Here is a 22,843-nt window from a genome sequence, read left to right as displayed (position 1 = left end):
CTGCCGGGGAGTCGCGCCATGCCCATTTCGTCTGCCAGCAACGACAAACCGACCGCCTGCCTTGCCCTTGCCGACGGCACGATCTTTTACGGCAAGGGGTTCGGAGCGACCGGCCAGACAGTGGCCGAACTGTGCTTCAACACCGCGATGACCGGCTATCAGGAGATCATGACCGATCCATCTTATGCCGGTCAGGTCGTCACCTTTACCTTTCCCCATATCGGCAATGTCGGCGTGAATGCCGAGGATGACGAGGCCGATGCCCCGGTCGCCGCCGGCATGGTCGTACGCTGGGATCCGACCGACCCTTCGAACTGGCGCGCGGCGGATCGTCTGGACATGTGGCTGAAGTCGCGCGGGCGGATCGGCGTGGGCGGTGTCGATACCCGCCGCCTGACCCGGGCCATCCGTCAACAGGGCGCGCCGCATGTCACGATCGCCCATGACCCCGAAGGAAATTTCGACATCGCCGCCATGGTCGCGAAGGCGCGGGAATGGCCGGGACTCGTGGGGCTGGACCTGGCCCGCGAGGTGACCTGCCGGCAGAGCTACACCTGGAATGAAACCCGTTGGCACTGGCCCGAAGGCTATGGCAAGCGTGAAGGCGAAGGCCTGCGTGTCGTCGCAATCGATTACGGCGCCAAACGCAATATCCTGCGCTGTCTGGCAAGCGCGGGCTGCGACGTGACCGTCCTGCCCGCCACCGCGACGGCCGAGGACGTTCTGGCGCGCGAACCCGAAGGCGTTTTCCTGTCGAACGGACCGGGCGACCCGGCCGCAACGGGCGAATATGCCGTGCCGATGATCCGCAAGATCATCGATCGCGGCTTGCCGGTTTTCGGGATCTGCCTTGGCCACCAGATGCTGGCGCTGGCCTTGGGCGCGCGCACGATCAAGATGAACCACGGCCACCATGGCGCGAACCACCCCGTGAAGGATCTCGAGACGGGCAAGGTCGAGATCACCTCGATGAACCACGGCTTTACCGTCGACAGCCAGACCCTGCCCAAGGGCGTGCGCGAAACCCATGTCAGCCTGTTCGACGGGTCGAATTGCGGTATCCGGGTGGAAGATGCGCCGATCTTTTCGGTCCAGCATCACCCCGAAGCCAGCCCCGGCCCGCAGGACAGCTATTACCTTTTCGAACGCTTCGCACAGGCGATACGCGAACGCCGCGCCTGAACGCTGACTGACAACCACCTGACATCCGGCGCCGCCCGATTTCGGGCGGCGTCTTGCATTGGCCCGAACCGCTTAACCGCCCATTAACCCTGTTCGCGCAAGGCTGACCGCGGATCAGTGCTTGAGGAAACATGTCGGCGGTTGAACCTTTGTCATCACATGCGGCGTCATGGGCCGGGATCTCGTCTGACCATGCATCGAATGACGACCCGCTGCCCAGGTTGCCGCCGCTGGGCGGGGGGCGAACGGAACGGCATGCCGTTCCGCCGCTTGGCCAGATCCTGCTCGAAATGCGGGCCGTCGATCCGATGCATCTGCTGCGCGCCATCGCGATCAGGGAACGATCCGAAGCCCCCCTGGACGACATCCTGCTGGCACGTGGTTGGATCGATGAGCACGCGCTTCTGGAGGCGCGCTGTCGCCAATGGGGATGCCGCGCGATCGATCCGGTCAGCCAACCACCCGACCCGCGGCTGGTCGATGAAATCGGCGCCGACCGGTGCCTGCGGCTTGGCATTCTGCCATGGCGTCGTGCCGGGGCCGTGACCGTCGTCCTGACCTTCAGACCGGACGGATTTGCTTCCGTTCAGCCGGAACTTGGCAAACGTTTCGGACGCGTTGTCATGGCCCTGTGCCGGCGCGACCAGCTTGAAAATGCCGTGATTGACCTGCGCGGCAATGCGCTGGTGCGGATTGCCGAAACCTGTGTGCCCGAGCCCGAGAGCTGTCGCGGTCACGAAGGCCAAAGTGCCCGCCCGGCCGGTGTTGCGGCAATTCTGGCGCTGGCGGCTGGGTTGGCGGTGGCGCCTGCCGCCACGATCGGGCTGCTTGCAGTCTGGGCCGTGATCACGCTTATCGCAACGACGGGTCTGAAACTGGCCTGTCTTGTCGCCGCCGCGGGGCGGCGCCCCCAGCGTGACAGTTCCGCCGATCAGCCAACGCGCCTGCCGGTGGTGTCGGTCATGGTACCGCTGTTTCGCGAGGATGACATCGCCCCCCGGCTGGTCAGACGGTTGGGACGGATAGACTATCCGAAGGAGCTGCTGGACATCCTCCTGGTCGTGGAGGAAGACGATTGCGAAACCCGCGCGGTGCTTGGGCGACGCCCCTTGCCCGGCTGGATGCGGGTGGTGACGGTGCCCCGCGGCGCATTGCGGACCAAGCCGAGGGCGTTGAACTATGCCCTGAACCTGTGCCGCGGGTCGATCATCGGCGTCTGGGACGCCGAGGACGCGCCCGCCCCGGACCAGATCCGCAAGGTCGTACGGCATTTCGCCACCGCCGCACCCGAGGTCGCATGCCTGCAGGGCATACTGGACTTCTACAACGCGGGCCACAACTGGCTGACGCGCTGTTTTGCCATCGAATATGCCGCCTGGTTTCGTGCCGTCCTGCCGGGGTTGGCACGGCTTGGCCTCGTCGTGCCCCTTGGCGGAACGACCCTGTTCTTTCGCCGCTCGGTGCTGGAGCGGATCGGCGCATGGGATGCGCACAACGTCACCGAGGATGCGGATCTCGGCATCCGGCTCGCACGTCATGGATACCGGACCGAGCTGATCGATACCGTCACGCAGGAAGAACCGAATGCACGCCCCTGGCCCTGGATACGGCAGCGGTCGCGCTGGCAAAAGGGATACGCGGTGACCTGGGCCACGCATATGCGCTCGCCCCTGCGGCTTTGGCGCGAACTTGGGGCCTGGAAGTTCATGGGGGTCCAGATCCTGTTCCTTGGGTCGTTGTCCCAGGCGGCGCTTGCGCCGGTGCTCTGGTCCTTCTGGATGCTGGCACTGGGTTTGCCTCATCCCCTTTCGCCCTACATGCCGGGCTGGATCGTGGTCGCGCTGACCGGCTTGTTCCTGCTGGCCGAGGCCGCGAACATCTCTGCGGGCCTGTGGGCCACGCGCGGCAGCCCGCATCGTCACCTGATGCCATGGGTGCCGACGCTTCATCTTTATTTCCCGCTGGCGGCCTTGTCGTCCTACAAGGCCCTGTACGAATGGATCACGCGCCCGTTCTTCTGGGACAAGACGGCGCACGGCAAACTGACCGCGCAGGCCGACGCGGCCGAATTGCTGCCCGTCCTGGTCCTGACCAATCCGGTGCACGTACCCATGGCCGAGACGAACGTCACAAGGTTCCGTCGCCCACATGCCGCGCGTCTGCACCTGCTGCCCACCGCCGCGGACTGCTGTCACGTTGAAGACGGGTCAGGCGCACTCCGTCAGGCTGTCGATCTTGATCGCCTTTCCGGCCAGCACGTCGGCAGCGGTTTACCATGAGGCCGTTCCCCCTTCGGGACAACCGGCGGGTGTTTCTCATGGCCGGTCCCCGATCCGGTCGAACGGCGCTCTCAGACCGCGCAACGCGGCACGGCCCGACAACGCAAATCGTCAACGCACACGAAGGCCGCCGGCCCGAGACCGGCGGCCTTCCCACATGTCCGTCTGGACGCGCGATCAGCCGATCTTGCCGAGGTTCTGGCGCTCGGCCTCGTGTCGTGCTGTCTCGGCCAGGCGTTCGGCGGCCGATTTCGTCTTGTCGAGCGCGCCTTCGACGGCCTTGTCGCCTTCGGGGACAGACTCGCGCGCGGTTTCCAGAGTCTCGTCCAGGATCTTGCGCCCCTCCTCGACCGTCGCTTCGGCGACGCGGGCCAGTTTTTGCGACTCCTCGCGGAAAATCCGTTCCGCCTCGTCAAAGGCACGATCCCGCCATGGGCCCAACATTTCATCCTCACGCCGGGTCGAGGGCATCACGGCGCCAAGGACAAGGCCGGCAACGAAGCCAACGACGCCCGGCAGCAGCGGCTGTTGTTCGACCGTGCGCGAGATCTGCCGGCGCGCATTGCGGGCTGCGCGCTCCATTTGAACCTGGGCGTCCAAGGCCTTTTGCCGCGCAGCGATGACACGCGCCCGAGCGGCTTCCGACATCTTCTCGGTCCCCTCGCTCAGCCATTGGGACAGGGCCTCGGCATTCCCGGACAGCCGCTCACCCCAGTCTTCGGCAATCTGCTGGGCGCGCGTTGCGATGCTGGTGTCGGCGCGGGCGCTTTCAGAGAACCGGTCGTCACTGTCATCCAAGGGCGCGGCAACCGCGCCCGAAGCGCTGGCGACGCGCGGGCGCGCTGCCTGGCCTTCGCCGACAAAGCCATAAGCTCCACCCGTGCCTTCACCGGTCGCGCCGTCGCGATCACCGCGCAGCAGCGACCATGTCAGCCAGCCCACACCGGCGGCGATCAGTGCCGCGGGCAAAGGGTTGTCACGGATCGTGCGCGGAAGGCGCTCGGCCGCGTCTTCGGCCAAACGGCCAAGCGCTTTCTGGACATCGCCGGCCATTGCCGATCCCGGTACAAGCTGGGCTGCATCCTGGAGCGTGCGACGCAAGGCTCCGCGCTCGGCTTCGATTTCACGTTCAATCTGGTCAGGGGTAAGGGTGGCTTCAGCCATGTCTTGTCTCCTTGGTCTTGTCGCCAAGGCCAAGCTGCCTTAGCGTGCGTTGAGGTTTCAGGGTGTCGGGCGAAAGTGCGGCGCGCGCGTTCAGACCCAGTACAATCGCGATGATCAGGATCGCACCCGCAACGATCAGGGCAGCCCAATGGGGCGCAATGCCCCCTTCGATCACCAGGGCCGCCACGGCCGCATCGGACAGAACGATCAGCCCGACCAGGGCCATGATCGCAGCGGCGACAAGGTTCACGATCCCACGCCGCGCGACCCTCAGCTTCTCGGCCGCTTCGGCCCGCGCCAGCCGGATTTCCTTGCGGACCAATCCGGTCACATGATCGATGACCCGAGCGGCCAGCATGCCGAAACTCGGTGCCTCGCGCGGATCGTGGTTCATTGCCCCACCCTCCGCGGCAACTGGCTGCCGCGATAGGCCGCGGGGCTGGTCGCCGTCGGCAACGGGCGCTTCCAGTCCGGCCCGCCAGAATGGTCGGGATCATGTGCGCGGCGCTCGCTGGCCTTGACCATGCGCGCCACGGCAAAGCCCAGGACCGCGGCGGTTGCGGCAAAGGCAACCGGGTTGCGGCGCGCGATGCGTTCGACATCGCCCAGCACGGCGTCAAGGCGGGTCTGCGAGATCGCTTGCGCGGCGTCCCGAATGCTCGAGGCCACCCTCTCCATCGCCCGCTCCTCTAGCGAACCCGCGGGCAGGCGTTCGCTCGCGGCTTCGGCGGCCTCGGCGGCCGTTTCCACCCGGTCCGCGGCGGTGTCGCGGGCTGTGTCGGCGACCTCGCGGGCCTTCGTTCGCGCCATCTCGGCGGCTTGCTGGGCCTTGTCCTTGACGGCCTCGCGCGCCTTGGCCGCTTCACTGGCGACCTTTTCAGCCACGCCTTCGGTCGTCAGATCGTCCTCTTTGTCGTGAATCGTCTTGTTCCTGCGATCGGTCATGATGGGGTTCCTCCTTGGCTGGGCCATTTCGGGCAAAGGCGCCGTTCGTCGCGCCGTTCACAAGGACAACGCCCCAGCCGAGCAAGGGTTCCTGTCGCCGGCCGATTCATCGGGTCATCGCGCACCGATCCGCGCAAGAAAAAGGCCGGGCATCGCCGCCCGGCCTTTTTGCATACATTTGATATTGTTCAGCTTTTGGCGATCGCGCGCAGCATCCACGCCGCCTGTTCGTGAAAGGCCGAGCGCGCCGTGGCCAGATCGGCCGTGACCGGATCGTTGTTGTCCTCGGCAACCTTGATCACGTCATGGAATCGCTTGGCCACGCGCTCATGATCCCTGGCCAGTTCCTCGCACATCGCGATCGCCGACGGCAGATCGTCGGCATCCTTGATGACGGAGGCCTTGGTGACATCCGCCAACCGCGCCGGGGCAAGTTTGCCCAGGGCCCGGATACGTTCGGCCAGCTCATCGGCGGCGGTAAACATGTCCTCGTACTGCGCCTCGGTCAGGTTATGGATCGAGTAGAACAGCGGACCCTCGACATTCCAGTGATAGGCATGGGTCTTGAAGACCAGCCTATAGGTATCGGCCAGCACCTTGGCCAGTTCGCTGGCGATGGCGGACGCCTTTTCGACCCCCGTATCGACCTTTTCGTTCGACGGTGTGATGTCCAGCTTGTCACTCATGTCTGTATCTCCTTTCCGGTTGTGGTTGGCGTACCGGCCCCGGTTCGCCGGTTGGCACGGATCTGCATGTTGATCGCCGCGCCCAGAAGCAGCAGCAGCGCCGACAGGTACAGCCACATCATCAACGCGATGACCGCGCCCAGCGTTCCATAAGTCTGGTTGTAGGATCCAAACCGACCCAGATAGATCGAGAACGCCGCCGACACGACCAGCCAGGCCAGAACCGCGATGATCGCGCCGGGGCTCAGCCAGGACATGTCCTGGTCATCACGGTTCGGGCCGATGCGATAGACGATCCCTGCCCCACCGATCATGATCGCGGCCAGCACGACCCAACGCAGGGTTTGCAGCACGATTTCGGCAAGCGGCCCAAGCGGAAGGAAAGCCAGCACGACCGGAAGCGCGACGACGGCGGCCAGAACCACGATCGCAATGGCGACCAGCGCCGCCGTCAGGCCGATCGTCGCCCGATAATGGTTCAGCATCGACCGGTCCGGCACTTCGTGAATGGCATTCAGCCCTTGGATCAGCGCGGCAGTCCCGGCCCTGGCCGACCAGATCGACAGCAGAACCGACGCAAGCCCGGCCCATCCCAAGGTCTGGGGCCGCGACGCCGCGATCGAAGTCAGCTGATCTGTTACCAGATTCCGGATGTCAGGGGGCATGACTGCGTCAAAGGCTTCGATCTGAGCCCGCACGATCGCGGGATCGGCGAAAATCCCCCACAATGTGATCAGGGCCGTAAGGGCAGGAAACAACGCGAACATCGCGTGGAAGGCGACACCCGACGCGATCAACGGGATCCGCTTGGCGGACATCGTATCGATCACCGCGCGGGTGAACGCCCAGATTTCCCGTGGCCTGCTCATCCCGGTCGATGCCGCCAACTCACGCGCCCGCGCGCGCAGAACGTGGCCCGGCAATCAGCCAGATGATGAAGCCGACAAGGGGCAGCAGGATCACCAGCAATGTCCACAGGACCTTGTTGCCCGTGCTGGAAGAGGACGACAGGATCGAAACGATCGCCCAGACATCCAGAACCAGCAGGATGAAGCCTCCGATACCGGCATATTCAAACATGGAACGTCTCCTTGATGTTGCGCCCGTTCGCGCGTTGGATCCAGGCCGGCCCGGTCGCGTGACTGCGAATGCTCATATCGGCTGACCGATATTCGCGCGGCGATCCGACCCGACAATTTGCACAAGGAAAACGTGCCGCCCTGCGCGGCAGTTCCGCTCGGATCGCAATATTTTTTTGGGGAACCAAACCGTTCGGCGTACGTTACCTGACGGGATGCTGCGCGGAATCACGCAAGATTGCGGTGCAAAGGGGCAAGGGACATGAAGCTTTCCAGCGCTCGGCTGCGCAAGATCATCTATGAGATCCGCGCCAGCTACTGGGCCGTGCCGGCGGGCCTTGCGCTTGTTGCGGGGATCGCCGCCGAAGGGCTAGCATGGATCGATGCCCTGCCCTGGGTCGAGGATTTTCTGGGCGACAGGCTGGTCTCGGCGCCCGAGGATGCGCGCAACACGCTCAGCCTGATCGCATCCAGCAGCATCGGCGTTGCGGGCATGATGTTTTCGATCACGATGGTCGCGGTGACCTTTGCATCGGGCCAATACGGCCCGCGCCTGATCGGGAACTTCATGCGCGATCGGGGCAGCCAGTGGAGCCTGGGGATTCTCATCGCCACCTTCGTCTTTGCGATGCTTGTCCTGCGCGGGGTCGAGGCGCGCGGCCCGGACGGCACGGGGGCCTATGTGCCGCGCATTTCCTTGCTGATTGCCATCGTGATGGCGTTTCTGTCGGTGGGCACGATGATCTTCTTCGTCCACCACGTGCCCGAAACGATCAACGTCTCGCATATCATCTCGGCATTGGGACGCCGATTGTGCCGGCGCGTGACCGAGATCGTTCCCCAGATCCCCGAATGCGCCCAGGGGTTGTCTCCGGTACGTGATGCGCCCATCTGGCACGCCCCCGCAGGCACAAGCGGCCATATCCAGGCCTACGATCCCGACGGCATGGCGCAGATCGCGGTCGATGCGGGCGCGCGGATCACCCTGTTGCCGCCGCCGGGCCGATTCGTATCGGCCGACGACCCCGCGTTCGAGATCGTCGGCGCAGAAAGGTCGGACGACCTGATCCAGCGACTGCAGGCGACATTGGCCATTGGAGACGACCGGACCGAGGAACAGGATGTCGGATTTCTGATCGATCAGCTGGTCGAGGTCGCGGTTCGGGCGTTGTCGCCGGGTATCAACGACCCCTACACGGCGGTCTATTGCATGGACTGGATGATGGCAGCCCTGCTGCGCGCCGCGCGCGAGGGAATCGGACAGATCGACACTCCGCCCGCGCTGCTGGTCCTGCCCGCTCCCCGCCCTGAGGATCTGGTCGAAAGATCGCTGGGCGCCTGCCTGCCCTATGCGCGGCAGGACGCGATCGCGCGCGCGGCCCTGTCGGACATCCTGCGGCGTCTGCAAGATCAGGCGGGCGGTGAAATCGCGAAGGCGGCCGCGCGCCTGGCGCACCAACTGAAAGCGGAGGAAACCCCATGACCCGACTTCGCGTCCTGATCCTTGTCGCCGGTTTGGCGCTGGTCGGGCTTGGCACATCCGGCGCCATGGCGCAGGACCAGCCGCCGGCCGAGCCTGCGCCGATCGCGCTGGATGGTGGCGATGGCAAGCTGGACGAACAGATTTCCACGCGCCTGCGTCACATCCTGGAGGCTCTCGGCCAGTACGATGAGGTCACCGTTACCGTGTCCGATGGTGTCGTACGACTGGAAGGAACGGTCCTGGACGCCACGTCAAAGGCGCAGCTGGAAGAGCTGGCCGGGCGTATCGAAGGTGTCGTCGCCGTCGAGAACGCAACCGAGATCGGCGGCGATATCGAGCAACGTCTGGCGCCTGCATGGGATCGTCTTGCCGCGCGGGGGCGCGACATCCTGGCCAGCCTGCCCGTGCTGCTGGTTGCCACCGCCGCAGGGCTTGCCATTGCGCTGACGGGAGGATGGCTGGTCGTCCGTGTCATTCCGTGGCAACGGCTTGCCCCCAACTCCTTCGTGGCCGACGTCTATCGCATGGTCGGTCGCCTTGTCTTCGTGATCCTGGGCGTGGTGGTGGCGCTGGAGATCCTGAACGCCACCGCGCTGCTGGGTGCGGTCCTGGGGGCGGCGGGTCTCGTCGGCCTGGCGGTCGGCTTTGCCGTTCGCGACACGGTCGAGAATTTCATCGCGTCGCTGCTGCTGAGCCTGCGCCAGCCCTTTCGGCCGGATGACCTGGTCGAGATCGAAGGTGATCTGGGCCGTGTCGCCCGGCTGACATCGCGCGCGACAATTCTGATCTCACCCGACGGAAACCATATCCGCATACCCAATACGACGGTCTTCAAGGGCAGGATCGTCAATTACACGCGCGCGCCGAACCGCCGGTTCGAGTTCCAGCTGGGCGTCGATGCAGAAGCCGATCACAGCACGGCGCTTGCCACGGGCATTGCGGCCATCGAAAGGCTTGACTTCGTGCTGAACGATCCGCCCGTAGCGGCCTGGATACAGGACGTGGGCGATTCCAATGTTGTCCTGACCTTCACCGGCTGGGTGGATCAGACCCGCACCGACTTCAACAAGGCCCGCGGCGCCGCGATCGAGGCCGCCAAGGTCGCGTTGGAGGAAAACGGCTTTGGCCTGCCCGAGCCGATCTATCGGCTCAAGCTCGAGTCGCAATCGGGCACGCTTACCTCTTCCTCCGCGCCCGCGCGCGAAGACGACGCAAGGTCATCGGGCGCCGAGAAGGGCATGACCGTCACGACCAGGCTGCCCAGGGCCGCACATCCCGAGGCCGCCGCCGACCCCACCCGAGCGGTTGCTCAGGAAGAGCGCCGTCAGGCGGGTGAAGAGGGCAACCTTCTGAACAGTCAGTCGGACGAGGAATAGCCCATCGCGCCCGGTCGCGGCCCGCGCGCGTCGAGGCCGGAACACTGGGCCAGATGGCGTTCGATCACGGCGACGTTGCGCAGATTTGCCTTGAACGCGAAATCGAAAACGTCCCCAAGCAGGGGAACCGAGCCCACCACCGCGTCCAGCGCGAGGTTGCCCGCCATCCGGGCAAGACCGGGCCATGGCACGCCCAGCCTCCAGCCTGCATGCAGGATATAAGCCCCCGCAGCCAGGGTTGCGACGTCGCCCAAGCCGGGGACAAGCCCCAGGATCGAATCCAGCCCGAACCGCAGCCTTGTCCCGGGGATGCCCAGTCGCGCGTCCAGCAGCCGGGCCAGCCTGCGGGCGCGGATCAGAGCGCGGTCATGACCGGGCTCCTGCATGGGGGCTTGCGTCTTCGCGTCGCTCATCGGTCGTCCCTCGGCATCGACGCATTTGCTGGACCAAGACGCCGGACGGCGAATTCATACAGGTTCAGAACCAGCGCCAATGCCACCGACACGATCAGCGCATGGACGATCTGGCCCGTGCCGCACGCCATGCCGACCGCACCCGACGCCCATATCGTGGCGCCCGACGCGACTCCCTTCAAATGGCCGTCCTGCTTGCGCGAAAGGATCGCGCCCGCGCCAAGAAAGCCGATCGCGCCGACCAGCCCCTGAATCACCCGGGTCGGGTCGGCGGCAAGGTCCGGCTGGGCGCGGGCCATCTGAAAGGCGAAGTCGATCGCGGTCATCGCCCAGGCCGCCGATGCGGCACAGACGATGACGTAGGAACGCAGCCCCAAAGGCTTGTTGCGCAGCTCGCGGTCGATCCCAAGGATCAGCCCGCACAGGATCGCCGCGCCAAGCCGCCAGACAAACGCGTCTGTTTCGATCGGCCCCATGGTTCAGGCTTCGTCGAGGCTTTCCTTGACCATGCGCTCGATCTCGTCGATCGGGTGATTGGTCAGGGTCTTGGGGATCTCGGCGACCAGGCGCTTTCTGACCTCGTCGTGCCAGTTCTCGCGCAGGACGCCCAGAACCATCGGGCTGGCGACCACGATCAGCCGGTCATAGGCGCCCGCCACCGCCCGCTTGTACAGGATCTCGGCCAGATCCTCGGCAAAGCGTTCCTTGGCCAGGCGATGGAAGTCGGCTTCGTCCAGGGCCGAACGCTGGCCCGGACCCGCATCGGGCATCCGGCCGGGACGATCCGTCGCCTGGTCGCGGTTCGGCGGGTTGTCCTGCTCCTTCACGCGCACGACCTGGAAATGCGGGTTCTCGTGATCGGTCAGATTGCGCAGGAACAGCGCCTTTTCGCCATCGGCAACGACGATCCAGTCACCATCCTTCAGCCTGGTTCTGGTCATGAAACCTGTCTCCCTCTCCGTCAGGCCGGGAAGATCCCGGCATCATGTCTGGTTTCCAACGTCCCGGGGCGCGGCCGGTTCCGGCGGAACCGGCCGCCCGTCCTGTCGTTTATCGATATGGGAACCCGCCCGGCACCGCTTCAAGCACCGAGGGCAAGATCCATGCGACGAAAACAGACGAGCGTTCGGGCGGCAGGGCACGACAGGCAGACATGACGATATGCCGGCGCGATCCAGTTCTCGGCGCTCGCTTGGGCGCGCCATTCTACATCAGCGGCCGCTTCGCCGGGGGCTCGTCATCGGTCAGACCGATCCGCGCAAGTTCCTTGAAATCGCCGATGCTCAGCCGCCCTCCGCGCCATGATGCAAGCTGCCGCTCCTCGAGCCGCTTGAGCGTCTTGTTGGCATGAACCACCGACAGGCCCAGCGCATCCGCCAGATCCTGCTGCCGAAAGGGCAGAGGCACGGATGTGCCGGTGGACAGGCCAAGCGCCTCCAGCCGGCGGAAGATGCGCAGGAAAGCCCAGGCAATCCGCTCCATCGCGCTGCGCTGTCCCAAGGTGGCGACGGCCTCACCCAGGAAATGTTCCTCGACCGCCGCGACCCAGGTCAGGTCATAGGCGCGTTCAGGTGTTTCGCGAAACAATTGCCATATGTCCTGACGACGAAACACGCACAGCCGCATGCGCGTGACGGCTTCCACCGAATGGCGCATCTCTCCCATCACGCCGGCCTGAAGACCAATGAAGTCGCCAGGAAAGACAAAGTTCAGAACCTGCCGGCTGCCATCTTCAAGAGTCTTGTAACGAAGGCCCATCCCTTCCAGCACGGTAAAGAGCTGGGGAGAGGACGACCCCTCCATCAGCAGGACGGTCCCGCGATCGGCGGTCAGTTCGCCCGACTTGAACCTTTGCTGCGCGATGATCTCGGTATCCGAGAAGGGCACGAAGAGGTCGCATTTGCGCAACGGACAGTCTGTGCATCTTATGTCGGCCATCGTGAAACTTTCCTCATCGGACTTGTCACAGTTTAATTCCCTTTCGCGCGGCCCGTGTTAGACACTCCCGAAAGGGGGACGATACATGATCGGTGCGCAGGATCATGGCCGGCACGTCGCGCTGGTCATCATGAAGAACATCATCGTCGCGACCGACATCTGCGAAACGCTGCGCGCCGTCGGCGGGATGCAATGTGACGTCATTCACGCGCGATGCCTTCAAGAGGCCATCGAGACCATCGGAAACCCCAGGCGTATCGATCTGGCAATCGTCGAGGCCGACCCCGATCAGCTTGAATGCGGCCCGCTGGGCGAAGCGTTTCGAAACTGGGGAACGCGGGTCATCCTTGTGGGCGAAGCTGCCGAACAGCGGGGGCGCGAGCGCGGCTTTGTCGTCCTTGAACGTCCGTTCACCGCCAACACGCTGGAACAGGTCTTGCAGGCTGCGCTGTCCGAATGATGCTTCGCAACCATTTTGCCGTCTATGCCGACGTTGCCGCTTCATCCTGCCTTCCCATGCGTTGACTGCGGGGCCTGACACCCGGGCCACATTCCTGTGTCCTGCCCCGTCAAGACCTCAACGCACGGGAACACGAAAGGTTCACGCGGCGCCATGGTTCCGCGGGGCAAGACCCCGCGGTCCCGGGCCTTATGAAAACAGCGTCTCGGTCGAGGAAAAGAACATCGCCTGGCTGACAGCCGAGCGAACCTGGTCTTCCTGGTAGGGTTTCGAAATCAGGAAGGCCGGTTCGGGCCGCGCCCCGGTCAATAGCCTTTCGGGGAAGGCCGTGATGAAGATCACCGGCAGGTCGTCGAACTGCGCCAGGATGTCATTGACGGCATCGATCCCCGAGGAATTGTCCGCCAGCTGGATGTCGGCCAGGATCAGGTCGGGCTTTTCCCGCCCGGCAAGATCCAGCGCCTGCGCATGCGTTCGCGCCACGCCCGTCACGGCGTGGCCCATCTCCTCGACAATGGCGCAGATGTCCATGGCGATGACGGGTTCATCCTCGATCACCATGACCTTGCCGGATACGGCCTTTTTCATCTCGGAGCGGGCGATCTGCACCAGTTCGCGGGCATGATCGGGCTCGACCTCCATCACGCGGCCGATTTCCTCGGGCGTGAAACCCTCGATCGAATGCAGCAACAGGGCCTCGCGCGAACGCGGCGTCAGGGCCGACAACCGTCGCTGGGCGCGTTCCGAAAGCGGCGAGTCGGGCACCCCAACCGGTGCGCCGGCCGACGCCCAGACGGAATGGAAGACCCTGAACAGCCCAATGCGGGGGTCGGACTCACGCTGCAGTTCCTCCTGAAGCGACTCTTCGGCCAGGATCGCCTCGAGCGCGGCGGCTGCATAGCGGTCGCCGGTTTCCTGACTACCGGTCAGCGCGCGCGCGTGACGGCGCAGATACGGCAGCGCCTCGGCCACCCTTTGTGCAAGATCGGCCTGATCGGTCGTGTTCATCTGTGTCGGCTCCGTTCAAAAATTTTTGCATCTGCGGGAACCAAACGCAGATCCGCGCGTTGAGTTCCGCGTGCGAGAGAAATTTTTTCGCAAAGCGGATAACATGTCCCGGCGTGCGCCCACGGCCAGCCGGGGACGACGACGGGGAACGGAACAGACGGCTCATGGCATCGGGGCGGGACCGGACGCGGTCCCAAAGCCCATCAAGGACAAGGCAGAAGGCATGGAACAGCAGAAGAATACGCATTCGGCAAATGGCGCCCGGCTCGCGGCGGACCGGTCGAAGTCGGGCGCCCAGAACCAGCATCGGGACCAGCCCCGCAAGGACAGGACGGATGACGAGATCGAGGAAAACCTTCGTCGCGTCTATAGCCGCATGCTGGAAGAGCAGGTACCCGAACGGTTTACCCAGTTGATCGAGCAACTGAAACGGAAGGGCGCGACGAAATGAGCGACGTCGATCCGCGTGACGCCATAGTGGACCATGTGCCGGCATTGCGGGCCTTTGCGCTCAGCCTGTCGCGCAACCCCGCCGATGCCGACGACCTGGTCCAGGAGGCCATCGTCAAGGCCTGGTCCAACTTCGACAAGTTCGAACAGGGCACCAACCTGCGCGCCTGGCTGTTCACCATCCTGCGCAACGCCTATTACTCGCGCGGGCGCAAGCGCCGGCGCGAGGTCTCGGACCCGGACAGCATTCACACCCGTGGCATGGCCGTGGGCCCGTCACATGACGGCCACCTGGCCATGTCCGATTTCGAACGTGCCTTTGCGCAGCTTTCCGACGAACATCGCGAGGTTCTTGTTCTCGTCGGCGCCGAAGGCTTTTCCTATGAAGACGTCGCGAACATGCTTGGCGTGGCGGTCGGTACGATCAAGAGCCGCGTGAACCGCGCGCGCAAGCGCCTGGCCGAGCTGATGGGGCTGGATGACGGGGAAAGCCCGGTGATCGAGGCCGAAACCGGCACCCGCGCGGCCCTTTCCAATTCGACCTTTACCGTGACCTGACCCGCATGAGCCCTTTCCTGTCTCATCTGGGCGGGCGCCTGGCCTTGATGCTGGCGTTCGCATTGTTGCCCCTGGGCCTTGTTGCGTCCTTGCAATCCACCGCGCTTAGCCGCGAGGCACGCGCACGGGCCGAAGACACGGTGCTTGGCGCCACGCGTCGCGCCACGACCGAAGAGCTGATCGCGATGGAGCGCGCCACCGGCGTGACCGAAACGCTGGCCCGGATCCTTGCCCCGGCCGGCCCTGTCACGCCAGAGCGGTGCAACGACATCCTGCGGACACTGGGCCGCGACTCGGCCCTGTTTTCCTTCATCGTCCAGTATGACGTGAATGGTCGCTTCATGTGTTCGTCCCAGGGCGATCTTGGCGACCGCCCCTTCGCCGAAGGCGCGCGCCAGTTTCTGGGGGCCGAGACGCGCCTTGCGGGCATGCTGCTTGATGCCCCCTTTTCGGGCGAGGATGTGCTGTTCATCCAGCATCCGATCCGCGACGCAACCGGCCGCGTCGCAGCCCATGTTGCCGTCTCCGTTCCTTATTCGAAGGTCAATGCCACCCCGCCCCGGATCGGCAATGCCACAGCCGACGATCTGATCCTGTTCGACCGAACCGGGCGTATCCTGTCCACCCAGCAAGATCTGGAAGAGGTGGGCCAATCCCTGCCAGGGGGCGTGACGCTTGCCGACCTTGTTGGCCATCCGGAGCGGGTATTTCTGGACGAAACGGCTGCCGGAAAGTCGGCGATATTCGCGCTCGTCCCGTTATCGTTGGGACAGTATTACGCCTTGTCGATCTGGCCCCGATCCGCCGTGCCGGAACTGGGCGCGGCCCATGCGGCGGGTCCGATCCTTCTGCCCCTGGCCATGTGGATCGTCAGCCTGGTCATTGCCCTGTTTGCCGCGGAACGCCTGGTCGTGCGACATGTGCGCACGTTGAACCGGGCTATCGACGAATTCGGCGAGAACCGGAATGCGCCACTGCCTGCCGGTCTGACCCGGGCGCCACAGGAGCTGCGCTCGCTTGCAGCCGCTTTCGAGCGGATGGCCGAGACGATCCGCACCGAAGAGGCCGAACTGGAAACCGCGCTGGCCGAAAAGGAAGTGCTGCTGCGCGAGGTCCACCACCGGGTCAAGAACAACCTGCAACTGATCGCCTCGATCATGAACCTGAAGATGCGCCGGGCACGCACGGCAGAGTCGCGCGCATTGCTGCAGCGTCTGCAGGCGCGCGTGACAAGCCTGGCCGACGTGCATCGGCTGCTCTACCAATCCTCATCGCTTGCGATGATCCGGCTGGATGAGCTGGTTCACGGGATCGTTCGTCAGCTTTCGGGCATGTTCGCCGATCCCGAACGTCGCGTGGAATTGGTCGAGGATCTTGCCCCCGTAACGCTTGATCCCGAACAGGCGGTTCCCGTCGCGCTGTTCGTGACCGAGGCCCTGACGAATGCCTTCAAATATGCCGGCAGCCCGTCCGACCGGCCTCCACAGGTCTCGATTGCCCTGCGCCAGACATCCGATGGCAGGATCGAGGTCGAACTGGCCAATTCCGTCGTGGGCGACGACGACCCCGAAGCGCCCAGCTTCGATGGCGGGCTGGGTGGGCAATTGCTTGACGCCTTTGCCACCCAACTTGACGGAGAGCTGGTGAAGGACGTCTCTGAAGGCACCTATCGCGTGACCCTTGTCTTTCGCCCCAGAAATGTCGCCGACGACTCGACCAGCGACACGCGGGATGATCCCGTTCCAGCCTCGTGAGGGAACCCGACAGGGCGAAGGGGCGTTGTCTCGGGCAATGCCCTTGCCCATGATTGTCGAACGGAGCGATGAAACGCAGCATGGCCCATTTCCGACCCAGCCGCTCCTCGGGCTTTCGCGTGTTGATCACGGCGGCCGAGGGCTATCCGGCGCTCGAACGGGCCTTTCTGGACTCGCAAACGGAAATCTGGGCCTGCTTTCGCATCTTCGATCCCATGACCCGATTGCGGTCGCCCGAAGCTCGGCGCATCGGACAGACCTGGTTCGACCTGATCGTTGCGACGCTGAAGCGCGGGGTGCGCATCCGCCTTGCCATTTCCGACTTCGACCCCATTGCCCGCCCCGAACTGCATCGCCTGACCTGGCGCAGCATGCGCATCCTGTGCGCGGCGCGGGAATGCGCGGGCAAGACGGCCGATCTGGACGTGGTCGCCGCCATGCACAGCGCGCGGACCGGGCTTGTGCCCCGCGTTCTGACCTGGCCTTTGGTGCGCCGACACCTGGTTCACCACGCAGCCTGGCTGAATGGCCTGGATGAGGGCGCGCGCCGAAACGCCCTGGTCGAGATGCCTGGACTTGCGGCGCGTCTGAAGCGGACAGACGACGGCACCCTGCGGGCGCCCTATTGGCCACCGCCTGCGCTGTTTCCCGCGACGCACCACCAGAAGATCGCGGTGTTCGACCGGCGGCTTGTCTATATCGGCGGGCTGGACCTGAACGAACGGCGCTATGACACGCCCGCGCACGACCGGCCGGGCCCCGACACCTGGCAGGACGTTCAGATCATGCTGGACGGCCCGGCGGCCCGCGAGGCCCAGACCCATGTCGAGCGTTTCATCGCCCTGACCGCCGGGACGACGCGGCCCGAGGCCACGCGGCATCTGATCCGAACGATCTCGGCCCCTCGGCCGGGGCTGCTGCATTTCGGACCGCGCCCCATCCGCACCGAAATCCTGGATCGGCATATCGCGCTGGCCCGGCAGAGCAGTCGGCTGATCTACCTGGAAACCCAGTATCTGCGCGATCGCGACTTTGCCCGCCAATTGGCGCAAGTGGCGCGCGAGAAACCGGCCTTGTGCCTGATTGTCATGCTGCCCGCGGCCCCGGACGATGTGGCCTTCGACAACAGCGACGATATCGACACGCGCCTGGGCGAATGGCTTCAGGCGCGCTCGCTGCGGATCCTGCGCCGGGCCTTCGGCAACCGCATGTTCGTCGGGGCCCCCGCCCGGCCCTGTCCCGTCGAGCCCGCGAAGGATGGAACGCATGAGCGCGCCAGCCTGTGCGGCGCGCCCCTGGTCTATATCCATTCCAAGGTATCGATCTTCGACGATCGCGCGGCGATCGTGTCTTCGGCGAACCTGAACGGCCGCAGCCTGCGTTGGGACACCGAGGCGGGCGTCGTGCTGCGAAATCATGTTCAGGTACACGAATTGCGCCGACGCATCCTGGCGCACTGGCTGCCCGAGAATGCGGGCGAGGAATTCTTCGATCCGTGCCGCGCGATTGGCGCGTGGCGTGCCCTGGCGTTCGAGAATGCGCGCAATCGCCCGGAGAACCGCCGCGGCTTCGTGCTGCCCTTCGATTTGAAGGCGACTGAACGATGGGCGGCGCCCGTTCCCGTTCTACCCGACGAGATGGTCTGACGATCGATCAGTCCCGCGCGGCGGGCGCGATTCCAATGAGACGCGCTTCGGCATCGTGATCTTCGACAAGGGCGCGGATCCACAACAACAGGGGAATGGCAACGATGCCGCCCGGCGCACCCCACAACCACATGCCGAAGACGACCGCCAGAAAGACGATCAGCGGATTGACCTTCAGGCTTTGCCCCACCAGGGCGGGCGTGACGAACTGGCCCTCAAGGATGTTGAGCCCGGCAAATCCCAGGGCAGGCAGGATCGCGAAAAGGCCGTCGAAGGCAGCAATCCCGGCATAGGCCAGGGTCACGACGACCACGGCAGGACCAAGGTAAAGGATGAAATTGGCCAGCGCCGCCAGCAGGCCAAAGACGACCGCGCCGGGCAGACCAAGCGCGTATAGCAGCGCTGCCGTCGCCGCGCCCAGCCCCAGATTGATCAGGGAAATCGTCACGAAATAGCGCGAAACCCGTCGCTCTGCGCGCATCAGGCGTGTGCTGACGTGGGCCGGCGGCTGATCCTGCCGCGCAAGAAATCGCGCGACCCAGTCATAGATCTCGGACCGGGTCAGGACGAAGAAGAACAACGTGCCCGCGAAGATCAGGACCTGCGCAAGGATCGACGGGGCCAGGAAAAGCGCGTCAGTGACGGACGGAATGGGCATCTCGGCTTCGGCCGATACCGCGGCTGGCGCGGCGACTGCCTGACTGTCGACCGCCATCGCGATGTCATCCTTGATCGACTCGACGCTTTCGGCCATGTCGCGCATCGCGGCAACGGTTTCCCGAAGATCGGCCCAGACCTTCGGCGCCATCGTCACCAGCCGGTCAACCACTGGATACAGCAGCGCGCCCCCCGCAACGATCACGAACAAGGCCACGGCCAGAGACGCCATCGCCCCTAGGACGCGCGGCAGCCTGACCCGGTCCCACCAATCGGACAGCGGCGACATGACAATTCCGGCCGTCAGCGCAAGAGTGACAGGCGCCAGGATCTCTTCGGCCCGCATCAGGGCGGCCACAGTCAGTATGATGGCGATCGCACCGATCGCGACGCGATTTGTGTCGGTCCGCACTGTTTCCGCTCCTTGATGGCCACCGGCGCCAGAGAGTTTGCCGCGTCATGCCAACGCCTGCCGCCCAGCCGGGGTTCCCTTCGCGACCAGGAATATTTTCCACGCAGCGGCAACATGAAGCAGGGAACCGAATGGATTGTGCCGCGTTTGTTTCATGAGCGGGGCATGAACCGTCGCCCCGGACTCGTCAAACCACCACGATGCAGGAGAAACGCCATGAACTGGGACATGATTCAGGGAAAGTGGAAAGAGCTGAAAGGCAAGGTTCAGGCCAAATGGGGCGAGCTGACCGACGACGAACTGGACCAGATCGAAGGTCGCCGTGAAGAGCTGGTGGGCCGCCTTCAGCAGCGCTATGGCAAGACCAAGGAAGAAGCCGAGCGCGAAGTTGACGAGTGGATGAAATCGCTCTGATCGTCATTGCAACCTTGATCGAACATCGCGGCCCCGGGCCTTTCCGGGGCCGCTTCACATCGTCCCCGACCTGATGGGGCCCGGGCGCGATCTGTGCTTGTCGATGACCGTGGCCTTGAAATGCCGTGCCCGGGGTGGTCGCGCGGATCGCCCGCGGTAATGGTGCAATGGTCCCGGCGCCGGGACGACCACCGGTGGCAGACCCCGGGGATTCGACAGGGCTTGTCGATTCGTGCGACACTTGGAATTGCCTTGCCGGATTGGTCGGGTTCAATTTTGTCAGCCAGGGTATTTCCATGAACGGCGCCCGTATTTTTCGCGCCATCGCGATCGTGGCAGCCTGTCTTGCGCCGGTCACGATCCAGGGCCAACAGATTGCATCGGCCCCGGGCCCGTCGGTCGACAACCCCGCCGCGCTGCGCCGGATCCTGTTGGCACTGAAGGATGAGATCACGGCCGCGCAGCGCGACCGCGACAGGCTGCTTGCCGAAATCGAAGATGCCAGCGCCCGCCTGCAGAAACTTGGGCGCGACATGGCGGCCATGGGCCAGTCAAAGGCGGCTGACACCGCACGATTGAGCGAGCTTCATGCAGCCCTTCGCGCCATGGAAGACAAGATCGCCAAGGCCGAGGACGAATTGCGCGCCGCGGGGGAGCAGGCCGAACAGGCCCGAATGGCACGCCAGGCGGCGCTGGCCGAAGCCGACGCGGCGCGCGCGGAGGCCCAGGAAACATCGCTGGCCATCCAGGCCAGACGCGACGAGATTGCTGCGCTGGCAGATCAGACGGTATCGGCCAGGGCCGAGCTGCATCGGACGAAATCGGAACTCGAAGATCTTGAGTTCGACCGCCAGCTGGCGGTCGAACGTGCAGCCAAGGCGCTGGCGCAATTGAATGTTGTGTTGGCCGAATTGAAAGCGCAAGAGACGCGCAGACGAGAGCTTGCCGAAGGACTTGCAGCACTCGAGCGTCGTTCGGCCATGGCGCGCGCCGAAGCAGCGGAACTTGATGTTCAAGCGCAGATGCTGCGGGATGAGATCGGAAGGCTGGCGGCGTCGATCTCGGAATGCACCGCAGCGAGAGATGCCTGCACCATGGGGGCAAACCTTACCGAGCAGTGATCGGAAGCCAGGGCGATTGGGCCTGCGCCCTGTTGGCGCCTGCGCCGACGGCAGCAACGCGCCAATAGGCAGCCTGTTGTGGCACGGTGACACGCGTGGCGGACAATTCGATGGGCGCGATCGAGTCGACGATGTTCCCGGATCGGTCCGCGAAATCCAGCCGGAAATGGTCAGCGACAGCCCCGCGACCGGGAGCCCAGACGAACTCTGCGGCACCCGATGCGTCAAAACCCGAATACAAGGGCTGTGGCGGTCCTGGCGCATCGCCGCCGGGCACGGCTGTGCCTGCGGTTTGCGACATGGCCGCCGCGGGCATCAGCCGTGACTGACGATACCATCGTGCCGCCAGCAGGGGATCGCTTGCAACGCCCTCACCGGCTTCGAAAATCTGGCCAAGGTAATAGGCGGCACGGTCATGGCCCAAGAGCGCGGCCAGAGAATAGGCGACGACCGCCGCCTGCGGATCCGACAGGCCAAGATCGACGCCAAGACGGAATCGCGACTCGGCACCCGCAGGCACATTTCGCAGCGACGCCGAAATTCGTTCGATACGGGCCACGGTCTGGGCAGGTGGAGGTGAAATCGGCTGCGCCTGATCCAGGCCTTCGGGGCGATCCGCAACGCTTGCCAGAAGCAAGGCGATCCGATCGCGCTGACTCATGGCAAGCATCAGGACGAGGCCAACCAGCACGGCCATGATCAGACCTGTCCATGTTCGGCGGGGCGTGGCGTCGTCCTTGCCCGGCGCGGCCTGCGCGGCATCGTTCTGGCTTCGCCGCACGAACGCGATCGGCGCGGCCGCGTCATCGGTTTGCCCGGCAGCCGCCACGGGTGGGGCTTTTTCCCCTCTCGATCCGCGCAGAGCCCGCATCGCGCGCGTCATCCTTGCCGCGGGTCCGGCAACGTCCTCGTCCCGCGTCATGTCCGGATCGGAGATCGGCAGCGGATCGGTCTGTCCCCGTGCATCTTCGGCGGCTTTGGGCAAGGCCGGCGCGGCCCGGATGCCGCGCGCGATGATGGCCCGACGCACGGTACTGCGATCCGCGACGGGTGTATTCCGATCCACCGTTTCAAGACAGGCATCACATATCGACAGGATCCGCGCCGCGATCCCCCCGCCGCATTTCACGACTTCCTCGATCGCTTCACCGCACATCTTGTCCGGCCCGAACCCGGCGGCGCGCAATGCATGCCGGATGAACGCCGCGGCATCTTCCTTGCCCATCGGGTCGAGCGACACGCTGGGGCCGACGAGTTCCGGCAGTTCCATGCGCAGCGCTTCATAAAGCTGCGGCGGACCGGTCAGGATGAACTTGAACAGCGGCCGTTCCTCGGGATCAGGCCCGATCATGTCGGCAATCTCGGCCAGAGACGATCGATCCATCGCATCGGCGTCGTCAATCACGACCACCGGAATGTGACCCGATTGCGCATGGGCAAGTGCAACACGGTGAACTTCATCCCCGCCAGACCGGCCGTCATGACCGAACGCGCGCAGGACCGAACCCGCCAATCCTTCGGGCGGGATCTTGGCGCCGTCAAGCAGCACGACCGGCAGATCGCCGGCCTCTCCGGCCACCAATGCATCAAGCAGCCGCGAACGCCCGGCGCCGGGAACCCCGGTAAAGACGGTCAGTGCCGCCCGCGAGCGCAGCGCAAAGCGCAGTCGATCCAGGGCGACATCCTGCATCGGACCGACGAAGATCTCTGCCTGCGCAACAGCGCGGGAAAGAGGACCGCTGTCGCGCCCCGATGCCAGACTTTCACGCAACATGGTCTGCCCCCTGTCGCCGCGGGCCGGATAGCTCGACATGCCGG

Annotated in this window: 24 protein-coding genes; 11 read left to right on the top strand and 13 right to left on the bottom strand. The window is 64.9% G+C overall.

Going from position 1 to position 22,843, the window contains the following annotated elements:
- The first annotated feature begins 18 nt into the window (after nt 1–18).
- On the top strand, nt 19–1,182 hold the full coding sequence (gene carA, locus LV82_RS06080; RefSeq protein ID WP_425427731.1) for a glutamine-hydrolyzing carbamoyl-phosphate synthase small subunit: 1,164 nt from the start codon (nt 19–21) through the stop codon (nt 1,180–1,182).
- A 131-nt stretch (nt 1,183–1,313) separates the two neighbouring features.
- Nucleotides 1,314–3,461 (top strand): glycosyltransferase, encoded by a 2,148-nt coding sequence (locus LV82_RS06075; RefSeq protein WP_245873085.1) that lies wholly within the window; start codon nt 1,314–1,316, stop codon nt 3,459–3,461.
- A gap of 177 nt (nt 3,462–3,638) precedes the next feature.
- On the opposite strand, the gene LV82_RS06070 is transcribed toward LV82_RS06075, so the two are convergent.
- From LV82_RS06070 to LV82_RS06045, 6 genes are all read right to left on the bottom strand, one after another.
- Entirely contained in the window at nt 3,639–4,625 is a 987-nt protein-coding gene (locus tag LV82_RS06070) for a hypothetical protein (protein WP_146065133.1), read from the bottom strand.
- Complete coding sequence (locus tag LV82_RS06065) at nt 4,618–5,019, bottom strand: phage holin family protein (RefSeq protein WP_104070000.1); 402 nt, start codon at nt 5,017–5,019, stop codon at nt 4,618–4,620. Before LV82_RS06065 ends, LV82_RS06070 begins: the two co-directional genes overlap by 8 nt.
- The gene (locus tag LV82_RS06060) at nt 5,016–5,570 is read right to left on the bottom strand and encodes a hypothetical protein (RefSeq protein ID WP_104069998.1); all 555 of its coding nucleotides are present in this window, start codon (nt 5,568–5,570) and stop codon (nt 5,016–5,018) included. The genes LV82_RS06065 and LV82_RS06060 overlap by 4 nt, the downstream gene beginning before the upstream one ends.
- A 188-nt stretch (nt 5,571–5,758) precedes the next feature.
- Nucleotides 5,759–6,256, bottom strand: a complete 498-nt coding sequence (locus LV82_RS06055; RefSeq protein ID WP_104069996.1) for a Dps family protein — start codon at nt 6,254–6,256, stop codon at nt 5,759–5,761.
- Entirely contained in the window at nt 6,253–7,125 is an 873-nt protein-coding gene (locus LV82_RS06050) for a YihY/virulence factor BrkB family protein (RefSeq protein WP_146065132.1), read from the bottom strand. Before LV82_RS06050 ends, LV82_RS06055 begins: the two co-directional genes overlap by 4 nt.
- Before the next feature lie 19 nt (nt 7,126–7,144).
- On the bottom strand, nt 7,145–7,336 hold the full coding sequence (locus LV82_RS06045; RefSeq protein ID WP_104069993.1) for a PLDc N-terminal domain-containing protein: 192 nt from the start codon (nt 7,334–7,336) through the stop codon (nt 7,145–7,147).
- Between the two features lie 261 nt (nt 7,337–7,597).
- On the opposite strand from LV82_RS06045, the gene LV82_RS06040 reads away from it, so the two are divergent.
- Both LV82_RS06040 and LV82_RS06035 read left to right on the top strand, forming a co-directional pair.
- Nucleotides 7,598–8,818, top strand: a complete 1,221-nt coding sequence (locus tag LV82_RS06040) for a DUF2254 domain-containing protein (RefSeq protein WP_104069991.1) — start codon at nt 7,598–7,600, stop codon at nt 8,816–8,818.
- Nucleotides 8,815–10,194, top strand: coding sequence for a mechanosensitive ion channel family protein (locus LV82_RS06035; protein ID WP_104069989.1), 1,380 nt, complete (start codon nt 8,815–8,817; stop codon nt 10,192–10,194). Before LV82_RS06040 ends, LV82_RS06035 begins: the two co-directional genes overlap by 4 nt.
- Here LV82_RS06035 and LV82_RS06030 read toward each other — a convergent pair.
- The 4 genes from LV82_RS06030 to LV82_RS06015 form a co-directional block, all read right to left on the bottom strand.
- Complete coding sequence (locus tag LV82_RS06030) at nt 10,176–10,607, bottom strand: DUF4112 domain-containing protein (RefSeq protein WP_104069988.1); 432 nt, start codon at nt 10,605–10,607, stop codon at nt 10,176–10,178. The genes LV82_RS06035 and LV82_RS06030 overlap by 19 nt on opposite strands.
- Entirely contained in the window at nt 10,604–11,083 is a 480-nt protein-coding gene (locus LV82_RS06025; protein WP_104069986.1) for an MgtC/SapB family protein, read from the bottom strand. The genes LV82_RS06030 and LV82_RS06025 overlap by 4 nt, the downstream gene beginning before the upstream one ends.
- A 3-nt stretch (nt 11,084–11,086) precedes the next feature.
- On the bottom strand, nt 11,087–11,548 hold the full coding sequence (locus tag LV82_RS06020) for a host attachment family protein (RefSeq protein ID WP_104069984.1): 462 nt from the start codon (nt 11,546–11,548) through the stop codon (nt 11,087–11,089).
- 265 nt (nt 11,549–11,813) lie between these two features.
- Nucleotides 11,814–12,545, bottom strand: a complete 732-nt coding sequence (locus tag LV82_RS06015; protein ID WP_104069982.1) for a Crp/Fnr family transcriptional regulator — start codon at nt 12,543–12,545, stop codon at nt 11,814–11,816.
- An 85-nt stretch (nt 12,546–12,630) separates the two neighbouring features.
- Between LV82_RS06015 and LV82_RS06010 the strand changes: the two genes are divergently transcribed.
- Nucleotides 12,631–13,005: a hypothetical protein gene (locus LV82_RS06010; protein ID WP_104069980.1), complete on the top strand. Its 375-nt coding sequence runs from the start codon at nt 12,631–12,633 to the stop codon at nt 13,003–13,005.
- 189 nt (nt 13,006–13,194) lie between these two features.
- Here the strand turns inward: LV82_RS06010 and LV82_RS06005 are convergent, their stop codons facing one another.
- Nucleotides 13,195–14,013, bottom strand: a complete 819-nt coding sequence (locus LV82_RS06005; RefSeq protein WP_104069978.1) for a response regulator — start codon at nt 14,011–14,013, stop codon at nt 13,195–13,197.
- 223 nt (nt 14,014–14,236) lie between these two features.
- Between LV82_RS06005 and LV82_RS06000 the strand changes: the two genes are divergently transcribed.
- From LV82_RS06000 to LV82_RS05985, 4 genes are all read left to right on the top strand, one after another.
- Nucleotides 14,237–14,464, top strand: a complete 228-nt coding sequence (locus LV82_RS06000; protein ID WP_146065131.1) for a NepR family anti-sigma factor — start codon at nt 14,237–14,239, stop codon at nt 14,462–14,464.
- Nucleotides 14,461–15,021, top strand: coding sequence for an RNA polymerase sigma factor (locus tag LV82_RS05995; RefSeq protein ID WP_104069974.1), 561 nt, complete (start codon nt 14,461–14,463; stop codon nt 15,019–15,021). Before LV82_RS06000 ends, LV82_RS05995 begins: the two co-directional genes overlap by 4 nt.
- A 5-nt stretch (nt 15,022–15,026) precedes the next feature.
- Nucleotides 15,027–16,775 carry a sensor histidine kinase gene (locus tag LV82_RS05990; RefSeq protein WP_104069973.1) on the top strand — a complete coding sequence of 583 codons (1,749 nt, stop codon included), beginning with the start codon at nt 15,027–15,029 and terminating at the stop codon, nt 16,773–16,775.
- Nucleotides 16,776–16,855: 80 nt separating this feature from the next.
- Nucleotides 16,856–18,421, top strand: a complete 1,566-nt coding sequence (locus LV82_RS05985) for a phospholipase D family protein (protein ID WP_245873084.1) — start codon at nt 16,856–16,858, stop codon at nt 18,419–18,421.
- Between the two features lie 7 nt (nt 18,422–18,428).
- On the opposite strand, the gene LV82_RS05980 is transcribed toward LV82_RS05985, so the two are convergent.
- Entirely contained in the window at nt 18,429–19,490 is a 1,062-nt protein-coding gene (locus LV82_RS05980) for an AI-2E family transporter (protein WP_104069969.1), read from the bottom strand.
- A 216-nt stretch (nt 19,491–19,706) separates the two neighbouring features.
- On the opposite strand from LV82_RS05980, the gene LV82_RS05975 reads away from it, so the two are divergent.
- Together LV82_RS05975 and LV82_RS05970 are read left to right on the top strand one after the other, a co-directional pair.
- The gene (locus LV82_RS05975; protein WP_104069968.1) at nt 19,707–19,904 is read left to right on the top strand and encodes a CsbD family protein; all 198 of its coding nucleotides are present in this window, start codon (nt 19,707–19,709) and stop codon (nt 19,902–19,904) included.
- Between the two features lie 296 nt (nt 19,905–20,200).
- Entirely contained in the window at nt 20,201–21,025 is an 825-nt protein-coding gene (locus tag LV82_RS05970; RefSeq protein ID WP_104069966.1) for a coiled-coil domain-containing protein, read from the top strand.
- Here the strand turns inward: LV82_RS05970 and LV82_RS05965 are convergent.
- A complete protein-coding gene (locus LV82_RS05965; protein ID WP_104069964.1) occupies nt 21,012–22,838 on the bottom strand; it encodes an AAA family ATPase in 1,827 nt (608 codons plus the stop codon). The two genes, LV82_RS05970 and LV82_RS05965, sit on opposite strands and share 14 nt — an antisense overlap.
- Between the last annotated feature and the right edge of the window lie 5 nt (nt 22,839–22,843).

The organism is Albidovulum inexpectatum, assembly GCF_002927635.1.
GTDB classification, from domain to species: Bacteria; Pseudomonadota; Alphaproteobacteria; order Rhodobacterales; family Rhodobacteraceae; genus Albidovulum; species Albidovulum inexpectatum.
This window is presented reverse-complemented; position numbering and strand designations above follow the sequence as displayed.

Excerpts from the sequence above, each read along its gene's own strand:
- carA (WP_425427731.1), top strand. The coding sequence starts at position 19 with ATGCCCATTTCGTCTGCCAGCAACGACAAACCGACCGCCTGCCTTGCC.
- LV82_RS06075 (WP_245873085.1), top strand. The coding sequence starts at position 1,314 with ATGTCGGCGGTTGAACCTTTGTCATCACATGCGGCGTCATGGGCCGGG.
- LV82_RS06070 (WP_146065133.1), bottom strand. The coding sequence starts at position 4,625 with ATGGCTGAAGCCACCCTTACCCCTGACCAGATTGAACGTGAAATCGAA.
- LV82_RS06065 (WP_104070000.1), bottom strand. The coding sequence starts at position 5,019 with ATGAACCACGATCCGCGCGAGGCACCGAGTTTCGGCATGCTGGCCGCT.
- LV82_RS06060 (WP_104069998.1), bottom strand. The coding sequence starts at position 5,570 with ATGACCGATCGCAGGAACAAGACGATTCACGACAAAGAGGACGATCTG.
- LV82_RS06055 (WP_104069996.1), bottom strand. The coding sequence starts at position 6,256 with ATGAGTGACAAGCTGGACATCACACCGTCGAACGAAAAGGTCGATACG.
- LV82_RS06050 (WP_146065132.1), bottom strand. The coding sequence starts at position 7,125 with ATGAGCAGGCCACGGGAAATCTGGGCGTTCACCCGCGCGGTGATCGAT.
- LV82_RS06045 (WP_104069993.1), bottom strand. The coding sequence starts at position 7,336 with ATGTTTGAATATGCCGGTATCGGAGGCTTCATCCTGCTGGTTCTGGAT.
- LV82_RS06040 (WP_104069991.1), top strand. The coding sequence starts at position 7,598 with ATGAAGCTTTCCAGCGCTCGGCTGCGCAAGATCATCTATGAGATCCGC.
- LV82_RS06035 (WP_104069989.1), top strand. The coding sequence starts at position 8,815 with ATGACCCGACTTCGCGTCCTGATCCTTGTCGCCGGTTTGGCGCTGGTC.
- LV82_RS06030 (WP_104069988.1), bottom strand. The coding sequence starts at position 10,607 with ATGAGCGACGCGAAGACGCAAGCCCCCATGCAGGAGCCCGGTCATGAC.
- LV82_RS06025 (WP_104069986.1), bottom strand. The coding sequence starts at position 11,083 with ATGGGGCCGATCGAAACAGACGCGTTTGTCTGGCGGCTTGGCGCGGCG.
- LV82_RS06020 (WP_104069984.1), bottom strand. The coding sequence starts at position 11,548 with ATGACCAGAACCAGGCTGAAGGATGGTGACTGGATCGTCGTTGCCGAT.
- LV82_RS06015 (WP_104069982.1), bottom strand. The coding sequence starts at position 12,545 with ATGGCCGACATAAGATGCACAGACTGTCCGTTGCGCAAATGCGACCTC.
- LV82_RS06010 (WP_104069980.1), top strand. The coding sequence starts at position 12,631 with ATGATCGGTGCGCAGGATCATGGCCGGCACGTCGCGCTGGTCATCATG.
- LV82_RS06005 (WP_104069978.1), bottom strand. The coding sequence starts at position 14,013 with ATGAACACGACCGATCAGGCCGATCTTGCACAAAGGGTGGCCGAGGCG.
- LV82_RS06000 (WP_146065131.1), top strand. The coding sequence starts at position 14,237 with ATGGAACAGCAGAAGAATACGCATTCGGCAAATGGCGCCCGGCTCGCG.
- LV82_RS05995 (WP_104069974.1), top strand. The coding sequence starts at position 14,461 with ATGAGCGACGTCGATCCGCGTGACGCCATAGTGGACCATGTGCCGGCA.
- LV82_RS05990 (WP_104069973.1), top strand. The coding sequence starts at position 15,027 with ATGAGCCCTTTCCTGTCTCATCTGGGCGGGCGCCTGGCCTTGATGCTG.
- LV82_RS05985 (WP_245873084.1), top strand. The coding sequence starts at position 16,856 with ATGGCCCATTTCCGACCCAGCCGCTCCTCGGGCTTTCGCGTGTTGATC.
- LV82_RS05975 (WP_104069968.1), top strand. The coding sequence starts at position 19,707 with ATGAACTGGGACATGATTCAGGGAAAGTGGAAAGAGCTGAAAGGCAAG.
- LV82_RS05970 (WP_104069966.1), top strand. The coding sequence starts at position 20,201 with ATGAACGGCGCCCGTATTTTTCGCGCCATCGCGATCGTGGCAGCCTGT.
- LV82_RS05965 (WP_104069964.1), bottom strand. The coding sequence starts at position 22,838 with ATGTCGAGCTATCCGGCCCGCGGCGACAGGGGGCAGACCATGTTGCGT.